5 protein-coding genes and 2 pseudogenes are annotated in these 9,803 nt (G+C 41.6%); 6 read left to right on the top strand and 1 reads right to left on the bottom strand.

What is annotated here, in order from left to right; all coding sequences use genetic code 11:
- Positions 1–2,096, top strand: a 2,096-nt coding sequence (locus K2Y18_09955; protein ID MBX9806054.1) for a conjugal transfer protein TraG N-terminal domain-containing protein, incomplete at its 5' end; no start/stop codon positions are given.
- Between the two features lie 32 nt (positions 2,097–2,128).
- Here the strand turns inward: K2Y18_09955 and K2Y18_09960 are convergent.
- Entirely contained in the window at positions 2,129–2,701 is a 573-nt protein-coding gene (locus K2Y18_09960) for a hypothetical protein (GenBank protein ID MBX9806055.1), read from the bottom strand.
- A gap of 119 nt (positions 2,702–2,820) precedes the next feature.
- Here K2Y18_09960 and K2Y18_09965 point away from each other — a divergent pair, with 119 nt between their 5' ends.
- From K2Y18_09965 to K2Y18_09985, 5 genes and pseudogenes are all read left to right on the top strand, one after another.
- A complete protein-coding gene (locus K2Y18_09965; protein ID MBX9806056.1) occupies positions 2,821–4,545 on the top strand; it encodes a type IV secretion system DNA-binding domain-containing protein in 1,725 nt (574 codons plus the stop codon).
- Positions 4,546–4,920: 375 nt separating this feature from the next.
- Positions 4,921–7,060, top strand: a pseudogene (gene cadA, locus K2Y18_09970) (cadmium-translocating P-type ATPase).
- A 304-nt stretch (positions 7,061–7,364) separates the two neighbouring features.
- A pseudogene (locus tag K2Y18_09975) lies at positions 7,365–7,756 on the top strand (DUF302 domain-containing protein).
- A 325-nt stretch (positions 7,757–8,081) separates the two neighbouring features.
- The gene (locus K2Y18_09980; protein ID MBX9806057.1) at positions 8,082–8,558 is read left to right on the top strand and encodes a hypothetical protein; all 477 of its coding nucleotides are present in this window, start codon (positions 8,082–8,084) and stop codon (positions 8,556–8,558) included.
- 627 nt (positions 8,559–9,185) lie between these two features.
- The coding region (locus K2Y18_09985) for an efflux RND transporter periplasmic adaptor subunit (protein MBX9806058.1) at positions 9,186–9,803 on the top strand (618 nt) is incomplete at its 3' end.

Raw genomic sequence — 9,803 nt, forward strand, 5'->3', positions numbered from 1 at the left:
AACCGAATGGCCAATCAGCTTTCATGAACTGTCGTGAATGTGCCGTCAGGGTGAGAGAGATCATTCCCATCGAAGTCGAAACGGGCTTCAAATCCCTCACCATGAAAATGTTCGATGTTAAAGGCGATGCAGAAGCCCAGACGCGCCGCTTGAAGCAGTATTTTGGAGATGCTTGGCAATATCTCGCACGTGGCTCCAGTGATGCGGCCCACATCATTCAGCAAGAATTAATGCTGAATAGTTATCGAGGAGCGTTGCAAGACAAACGGGATGAGCTTGGTTTGGGTCGCAATAGCGCTGAACTCGCGCATTTGAATGCAGATCGTGGAATAGCACAGCAGGATAGTTCCTTTCTTGTCAAAGCCGCCCTGTCCGGTTCACAAATCCCGATCCTTCACACCATTATCTTTACCCTTGCTCTCATTTATTTTGCCGTCATGGCTCCCATGACCTTCTTGCCCGGAGGAATCGGATTGCTCGTCACATGGGTAAAGGTAATGGCATGGCTCGCCACCTGGCCGATCTTGCTCGCGATCCTAAATGCCTTGGGCCATATGTTTGCTGCTCAAAGCACAGCCTCACAAATGATGGGGTATGGGCAAGGTCTTAACCTCATGACCCAGAATGGCTTAGCCGATGCGGCCTACAATGCCTACTGTTTTGTGATGGGGCTGCAATATTCAGTTCCGTTCATTTCTTATGCCCTTCTTTGGAGTGGTGGCTATGCATTTTCTCAACTGTCCTCATCCTTCACCCAAAGTGGTGAAGCGTTCGCAGGCAAAGCTGGTGCCGAAGTGGTTGATGGTAATGTCTCCTTCGATGCACAAAATTTGCATACGCGTTCCATAGCCAATTCCCAAATCGCTCAACAACAGCTTGGCTCCTCCTTCAATTATGGCTCTCGTTTTGATGATGGAAAGATGGCAGCCCTGTATGGGACCGAAGGTCAGCTCACCTTGCAAGAACATCAAACGCAGCTGGGGACTAACGTCTCTCAAAACGATGCTGTGAGCGCCATGTCAGGACTTCAAAGTCAAGTAGCCATGCAGTCGTCCCTCAACCACACGAAAGCAGCAGGTCAACAAGTTCAAATGGGCATGAACGAGTTGTTCTCCTTAACCAAGAGCCTTGCGGATAGCCAAGGATTTACAGAAACATTTGGAGAATCAGGCTCAGCAAGTGCCCAAAAATCTCTATCAAATTCCATGGATATCGCCAAGCAATTTGCCAAGGATCATAACATTTCTGAAGATAAGGCATTTAATATATTGCTTGGCGCGAGTGCTGAAATGGGGGGTGGTGCTGGGGGACAGAATTCTGGCTTTTTTGGAAAGCTTGCTGCGAGCCTTGGGGGACAATTGCAGGCTTCTGCCAGAGATAGTGAAGGCATTTCAGAGAGCATTAAAAGCGGGCAAGCGAAGCAGTTTGCCGATAACTTAAGTCATGGATTGCAATATGTTGAAGACAATAAAGGATCAACCAGTAATACCCTCTCAAGTCAAAAACTCGACCAGGCTCAACAACATTTCAACAAGGCAGAAAACTTTTCAGAACAGGCGACCGCTAGCCTCCAAGAGTCTCAAATGTGGAGCGAAACTGCCTCCCTCCAGAGGCAAAAAGGAATTGCTTCAGGCAGCAATCTCAATGATTCATCCCTGGCTTTTGTTGCAGACAAACGATTCGGGGGAGATCGGGTGGCAGCAGCAGCTTGGCAAACACAAAATCCCTCCGCTTACCAAAAAGATATCGAAGGATTTTTGGATAAGAGCCAAACCAGTATGCAACCAAGTAACCTCTCATCGAGGGCAGATGTTTCTCAGCACAATACGGACTTGAGGCAAAACATAAAATCAACGCCTACAAACAATCCTGGCCTCGAGGATGTGCGGCAGAAGCACAATCTTAATCAAGGTGGTTACGAGCTAGAAGCAACATTGCAGGCTCGTCGACAAGAAACTAGACAGACCATAGATCAACACAAAGTCCCTCTCAACAATGAAGAGTTTAGAGGGGAACTTGATGCACCCGACCAGGCGTTTGAAGGTGAGAAGAGCAAGGGGCTTATAATGAAATCTTGGAATAAAATAAGGAAATAATTTTGAACTTATCCTTCATAAATCCATTGCCATCAAGAGTAGGGATTTGCCAGCTTGTTATCCGAAGCGGCATTGTACATCGGGCTATGAATAACACTCATGGGATAGGACCATTGCATTGCTTGATTCTGATTGGGCGACCAATAGGGATACTTTATTTTTCCCAACAGCATCGCAATTCCAGAAGGGATGAAAACAATTCCAAGGTAGGTAAAGAGAAAAGCAGTGTAGTAACCAACTTCTTCAATAAAAAAGTAACAAGTGAGGGCCATGAATGCACTCATTGGAAAAGCTATACGGCGCAACTTGATCATGAATGCATTAAATTCATCCATTTGTTGGGTAGTCACTTTAGCCCATTGGAAATAGGCTTCAGGAGCACGCAAAGAGTCTTTATAGCCTCTATAGGTAAAGAACCACCAGTCCCAAGACAGGGTCAACATCACATGGGACAAGAGGAAAAGAAAGAGGTTTTCTGTAGCAAGAAAGATGCAGAAACTCATGAAAGCCGTAATACAAATACGCTTATTACGGTAAAACTTCACCTTGATCTTAGGAATTTCTTCCAAAGGAGTTTCGGTAGAGTTATTGGATATTTCACTCATCTTTTTCATCCTTTCATGCTTCACTTTACCACAACACCTTCAAGTCAAATGGAAATTATTCAATCGCTTAACAAACAAAAACCTAGATGTGTGACACTTTTAACAACTAGAAGGGAGCAATATCCATGATGAAAACTTTTACTCGGGGTGGTCAGGTTACCCTTCATAATCTTCATATGATTCGTCAAGTGCTGGTTGTCACAATCATCACATCCTTGCTGATAGGCATTTTGTTCTTTGGAACGAAGAGCTGGTTTGATTATACACCCTATGAACGCTCGGCCGCTTGGGCTTATTACTGGGCAGAATTTAAAATAAGTATTCCATTTGTAAAGGCCCATAAACTGACTCAATATTACACTAATCCGGATGGAACTCAGAGGATCGTTCGCTCAATTGACATCCACAAGGATCGCAGACACCAAATCCATGCCAAAAATGTAAAACAGCAGATCATTGACAATGCTTGGCTTTCCCTCCGTGTCACGTTTTGGGTATTCGTGATTGTTTGTGGGATCTGGTTGTGGAGAGGGCATTCTACTGCTCGTAAGCGTATCCTATCCGGAACAGAAGTTGTGTCAGCTAAAATGCTTAAAAAACTGATCAGAAACCGCAAGGAGGCGTCTGATTTGACGCTAGCGGGCGTGCCACTCATCAAAGATAAGGAGAAGCAGCATACGTTGATCATTGGAACGACGGGGTCCGGCAAAACAAATTGTATCCACGAGCTGTTGCAACAGATTCGAGTTAAAAAGCAGCGCGCGATCATTGTTGATATGACGGGCGCTTTTATCGAAAAGTATTATCGACCTGAAAAGGATATCATATTGAACCCGCAGGATGCGCGCTCAAAACCTTGGCATGTTTGGGGGGACTGTCCGAAATCCCATCATATACGCCTAATAGCCTCGGTTCTCATACCTTCAGATAACAAAGGGAATGAGTCTTATTGGACGAAAGCCAGTCGGGTGGTTTTTATGGCAACAGCTGAAAAGCTGCTCGCGCTCAATCGCCTAAACAACACAGAGTTCTTGCGCTACGCCACCAACGGCCCCATCCGTGAAATCGAGTCATTTTATAGTGACACCCAAGCGGCAGCAATCGTGAATTCGGACGCCGCTGAGACGGTGATGGGGGTGCGTTCAAACTTGCAAGCTCATACGGAATGTATAACGTTTTTTAAGGAAACTGATCGCTCCTTTTCCATTCGGGAATGGGTACAAGATGAGAAAAACGAAGGCTGGTTGTTCTTATCCTCTCCTCCCCAGCTGCGTGAGGAAATTGCACCGCTCATGACTCTTTGGACTTCAATCGCGACCGATGCGCTGATGGGTCTTCCCCACAGTCAAGAACGGCGTCTCTGGATCGTCGTTGATGAGCTTCCAGCCATCAAGAAATTGCCGAAGCTCCAGATGATGCTGGCTGAAATCCGAAAGTATGGCGGCTGCGCAATCCTTGGAGCCCAGGATATGAGTCAATTAGATGAGATTTACGGCCACAACATTGTCAAGTCGATTGCGAACCTCTGTAGCACAAAAGTCGTATTTCGCATCGAGGGCGCAGAGATTGCCGAGCGTATGTCCAAATGGCTGGGTGTTCAAGAGGTCTCTGAGACCATGGAGAACATCTCCTACGGCGCTCACCAAATGCGTGATGGCGTCTCTCTCAACGATCAACGTAAAGAAAAACCCACAATTCATTCCGATCGCCTCATGAAGCTGCCAGACTTACAGGCGTACCTCAAATTTCCAGGGGACTACCCGATAGCGAAGGTGGAATTCAAGATTCATAAGCTGGATGGTGTGGCGGAGGGGCTTGTGGAGATTGGAACTTCTTATGAATAGTTGACAATCTAAAAGGAGGAAATAATTAGGTAGCATACTTCTTTAGGAATTTATGTTTTTTTTCACCAAAGAGTTTAGTACTTTGAATGAATTGGAGCGATTCATTTCAAGAAGTATAATTCGTAACTCGTTGTTAGGGATACTGTAATAAGATAAAAGCCCCCTAGTTTTCTGTTTATCTATCTTTATGTGAATTTCATGTCTTCCAGTTGAAAGCCAATAATAATTTACTCCTGCTACCCTCTTTCTGAATGGATAAATCAAGCCATTAACAGCGTCGTTTTTATAAAAAATATGTATGATTCCGACAGTTTTTCTTCTATGGAAGCAAAGACAATGCTAAAGTGAAAACCAAATGGTCGCATTGGAAAAGAAATGAAGAAAACGATATTTTTTATACCCACAATGGACTGCCCAGCTGAAGAAAAGCTGATACGTAAAAAATTAAAGTCCCTTCCTAATGTAGGACATGTGGAATTTAATTTAACTAAACAAGAATTAATTGTGACCCATCAGGCATTTGATGTCTCTGTTATCCAAAAAGCTCTGGTCTCATTAGGTATAGTAGCTCATATAAGAAATGGCTCTTATACCGACAAACAGCTTAGATTGTTGCGACTTCACGTAACAACTAAGGATTGGATGAACATAATCATTTCAGGATTATTAGCTGCCTCTTCTGAGATTGTAGCATTTAAGACGAATGTTGAAAATTCTCCCTGGATCATAGTTTTAGCAATCGCATCTATGGTGGTGGGTGGACGTGAAATTTTTATTAAAGGGTTACGCGCTGTACAAAATTTCATACTTAATATAAATTTTTTGATGACAATTGCTGTTCTTGGAGCTGTTATTATTGGGGAATGGCCAGAAGCAGCTATGGTAACATTTCTTTTCGGGCTAGCTGAAACAATTGAAAGTTATTCCTTAGATAGGGCACGACAGGCTATCCAGCGATTAATGGAGATTTCACCAGATGTTGCTACGGTGCAAACGGAAAAGGGCAAATGGCAAATTAAATCTGTTCAAGAAATCCAGGATAATGATGTGGTGTGGGTAAAACCTGGAGAACGTATTCCTTTAGATGGAATCGTGCTTAAAGGGCGCACGAGTGTAAATCAAGCACCTATTACGGGCGAATCGATTCCTGTTGAGAAAAATGTTGGAGATGTGGTCTTTGCAGGATCACTCAACGAACGAGGTTCATTTGAATTTAGGGTTACAGCTCACACAAACGAGACTTTACTTGCTAAGATAATTCGTGCTGTTCAACAAGCCCAGAGTGAACGAGCTCCAACACAACGGTTTGTTGATCAATTTGCAAAATATTATACACCAACGATGGTTATTTTAGCTATTTTAATTGCTATTTTACCGACACTTATTTGGCAGGATCCTTTTTACCCGTGGTTTTATAAGGCCTTGGTGCTATTGGTCATTGCCTGCCCATGTGCTTTGGTGATTTCTACGCCGGTGACGATCGTAAGTGCTCTAACCGCTGCAGCTAAACAAGGTATTTTAATCAAAGGAGGAGTTTATCTCGAACAAGGTTGTCATTTAAAAGCAATTGCCTTTGATAAGACTGGAACTCTTACGGAAGGAAAACCTAAAGTTACTGATGTTATTAATATGACTAAAATTTCTGATCAGGACATTCTACGCCTTGCTGCTAGCTTAGAGGTGCACTCAGAACATCCAATTGCTAATGCTATATTAAAACCATTGGCAAATTTTGGGACCACTTGGCGACCTATTATCCGTCAATGAATATGAAACCGTTCCTGGACGAGGATTAGTTGGTATAATTGATGACACACAGTATTTTCTAGGTAATCATCGCTTTGCTGAAGAAAAAAATGTATGCAATACGCAAATTGAAGCCATATTAAAGCAACTCGAACAGCAGGGTAAAACGACACTAATATTGGGAGACCAGCTTGAGGTATTAGCGATTTTTGCCGTTGCAGATACATTGCGCGAATCAAGTTATTGGGCAATTCAAGCTCTTCACAAACTTGGGATTAAAATAGCCATGATTACTGGCGATAACCCAACAACCGCTCAAGCTATCGGTCAGAAGCTCAGCATTGATGATATTCAATCCAATTTGTTACCAGAAGAGAAACTCACTGCAATTGGTGTTTTGTTACGGAAATATAACAAAGTGGGGATGGTGGGGGATGGTATTAACGATGCTCCAGCACTTGCGAAAGCAAGTATCGGATTTGCTATGGGTCATTCTGGAACGGATGTGGCGTTGGAAACGGCGGATGTCGTCCTTATGGATGATAATTTTGGTAAGTTACCTTTTTTTATGTATCTCAGTCGCCATGCATGGCACAAATTGATTCAAAATATTGTTATGTCGATCGGAATTAAAATTATCTTTTTTGTTTTGGCGCTATGGGGCATGGCTTCCTTATGGATGGCAATATTAGCGGATATGGGAACGAGTTTAATTGTGGTTATAAATGGGCTGAGCCTTTTGAATTATTCTAAATCGAAAGATCAATAGGTCAAAATATATAGTGAGCTGGTTTAAGCTCAATCCGGTGTGTAGTTTCCTATTTTAAAGAAAGAGGTATAGAGCAGGGATGGTCGAGCGAGAAAGTTTCTATTAAGTAGAAAAACAACCTCAAGCGAACCTAAATTGCTCGAATTTTCTTTTAGTTTTGGGATAACTTATCAGTTAGGGGGTAATCTCCTTTTATTTTATTAACTAAATCTAAACTCTCCCAGATATAGTATAATTATTATAAGGGCATGCCAGTAATTAAAAGAACTCTCAAATTTAAAAATAGATAAGATGGAGATGAAAGGTGAAAAACAAATATGGTTTTGGTAAAGTAGTTCCTTATACTTTCGAAGTAGCTACTGAGAAAGTAAAAAAAGAACTTGAAAAGGAAGGTTTTGGCACAATAACAGAAATAGATGTGGCGGCAACCTTGAAAAAGAAGCTAAATCAGGAAATGTCACCCTACCTTATTTTAGGGGCCTGCAACCCTAATTTTGCCCATAATGCCTTAAAAATTGATTCTTCTATTGGTCTTTTCTTCCTTGTAATGTAGTCTTAAGGGTAGACGACAATGATCAGGTAAATGTAGAAATTATGGACCCAAATGCCATACTAAATCTTGTGGGACGACCCGAAATAAACCTAATTGCAAAAGAAGTAAGGCAACGTCTAGAGCGGGTCTTAGAGTCACTCTAAATACGTATAGTTACTCTGTAAACTTGGACAGAGTCTTTATAGAGACTCTCTAAGGAAATCCCCAACACATCACGATCTTTGTATTTTCTTCTTTATTGATATAAATCACTCGAATTAATACAAGGATACCAAGTCCTGATTATCTCATTTTACTAGACTCTTAAGTAAGTCTCGTCGTGAACTTAAAAAAATCGATTGCTATCAGGGCGTAAAGCAGATTTATGGTGTTGAGGTATTGATTTCAGCATTTTTTCATAAATTATTAATTATTTATAACTATTATGGACTATAGCAATGAATTGTAACAGATCTAGAGGGGGTTAACTTGAAAACTTTTATGAAATCGCTACTGGTATTTAGCGTGTTATGGTTGTCATTTTCTGTTGTCTATGCTCAAGATGGCAAGGACAAGAATAGTGTGGAGTCCTCGACTAGCAAGGCGGATAAAGGTAAATCAACTGATTCGCCAGAGATGGTCGAAATGAGGAAAAGAATAGAAAAAATGCAAGATCAAATGCAGCAACTGGATGCTGACATGACAGATATGATGGTTAGCTTGCCCGATGCAAAAATGAAAGAACAAATGCGAGGTATGCATGGAAATATGGGGACCATGATGCAAAATATGCACACCATGATGAACTGCTGCAATTCTAACATGGGATCAATGAATGACATGATGGCTTGTTGTGGTTCCAATATGGGGAACAAGCATGGGGGGATGATGCAAGACAATCAACATCATGGAATGATGTATGATGATAATTATGACCAGCAAAATGCAGGTACCAATAAGAAATGATAGGCTAATAATACAGCCTCGCTGTTATTGTGGACAGGTGAATGAGCCATGGGATCCTACCTCTTGGTAGGGCAACACTGATTTGACGCTTTTTCATGGCACATCCCGTTGATGAGTTGATACTATGTTCATTTTGTAAGAATTGCACCATAATGATAGGGTGGAGGTTCCATTACGCGACTTAGAGTAAAATCTAGGAGGCTTAGTATATCATCCACTTCTGATGGGGCTATGCGCATTTCTGATTTTGGCCATGAAGCGCGTACCAAGAATGACGTTTCCTCTTGCAGTTTTTTTTGCCAATTTACAGTAGCAAGGTTCTCTTGCGACTTTAAGAATGAGAACAAACTCTTTCTAAGAACTGCTTTAGTGGGAATTCTATGTAAGGTTCAAAAAAAGTTTCTGTCACATAAGTTAATTTTCAGGTGTTCATAAAATTCATATTTTCACAGCCCACAAAATTGGAATGTAACCTATATTCTTCTAGTTTAAACAGGGAAATTAGGAATTTGTTAATATAGAATTTGCGATAATTTGAGTGTAACTAATTTCAATCTTTAGGCTCATTGTATGAATGTTCAAGAGAGTAACATAAAAATAGGTAAAAGAAAAAGGAGACTCTTGGTAATGGGCCTAGCTCTCCTTACCTTCAGTGTTGTCTACTTTGCTATTCGGAACTTCACATCATCTGCGTCTCCCTCCTCTTCAAAGAAAGTTCAATATTGGATTGATGCTATGGAGCCTCAAATTCATTATGATCATCCAGGAAAATCACGCATGAACATGGAACTTGTTCCTGTTTATGAAGAGCCTAAGAAAGACATTAAGAAGACTGACCAAACTACCATTATTATCTCACCTGCAGTTATTAACAGCTTGGGTGTCAGAACGGCTATCGTTGAAGAAGGACCATTGATTCCCACTATTCGGGCATTTGGGATGATTAAAGCTGATGAAGATAACGTGGTCCATATCCATTCTTATGTCGAAGGGTGGATACAAAAGCTCTATACCAAGGAGTCCCAAGAGCTCGTCGAAAAAGATGAACCTCTATTTGCAATATATTCTCGTAATCTGAGGTTAGCTCAAAAAGAATACTTACTTCAATCAAAGGGAAACAATGAGGCAGATGAAGAAAGCTCTGTTGGTAAATTAAGGTCTTTGGGCATTTCTGAAAAACAAATTGCGGAACTTGAAAAAACAAAACAAGACAACCCATTAGTAACCGTTTATGCGCCCAAAAGA

The sequence above is a fragment of the Alphaproteobacteria bacterium genome (assembly GCA_019746225.1).
Taxonomy (GTDB): domain Bacteria; phylum Pseudomonadota; class Alphaproteobacteria; order Paracaedibacterales; family VGCI01; genus VGCI01.

What these genes read in the sequence shown, in the direction of transcription:
- K2Y18_09960 (MBX9806055.1), bottom strand. Translation starts at nt 2,701, where the DNA reads ATGAGTGAAATATCCAATAACTCTACCGAAACTCCTTTGGAAGAAATT.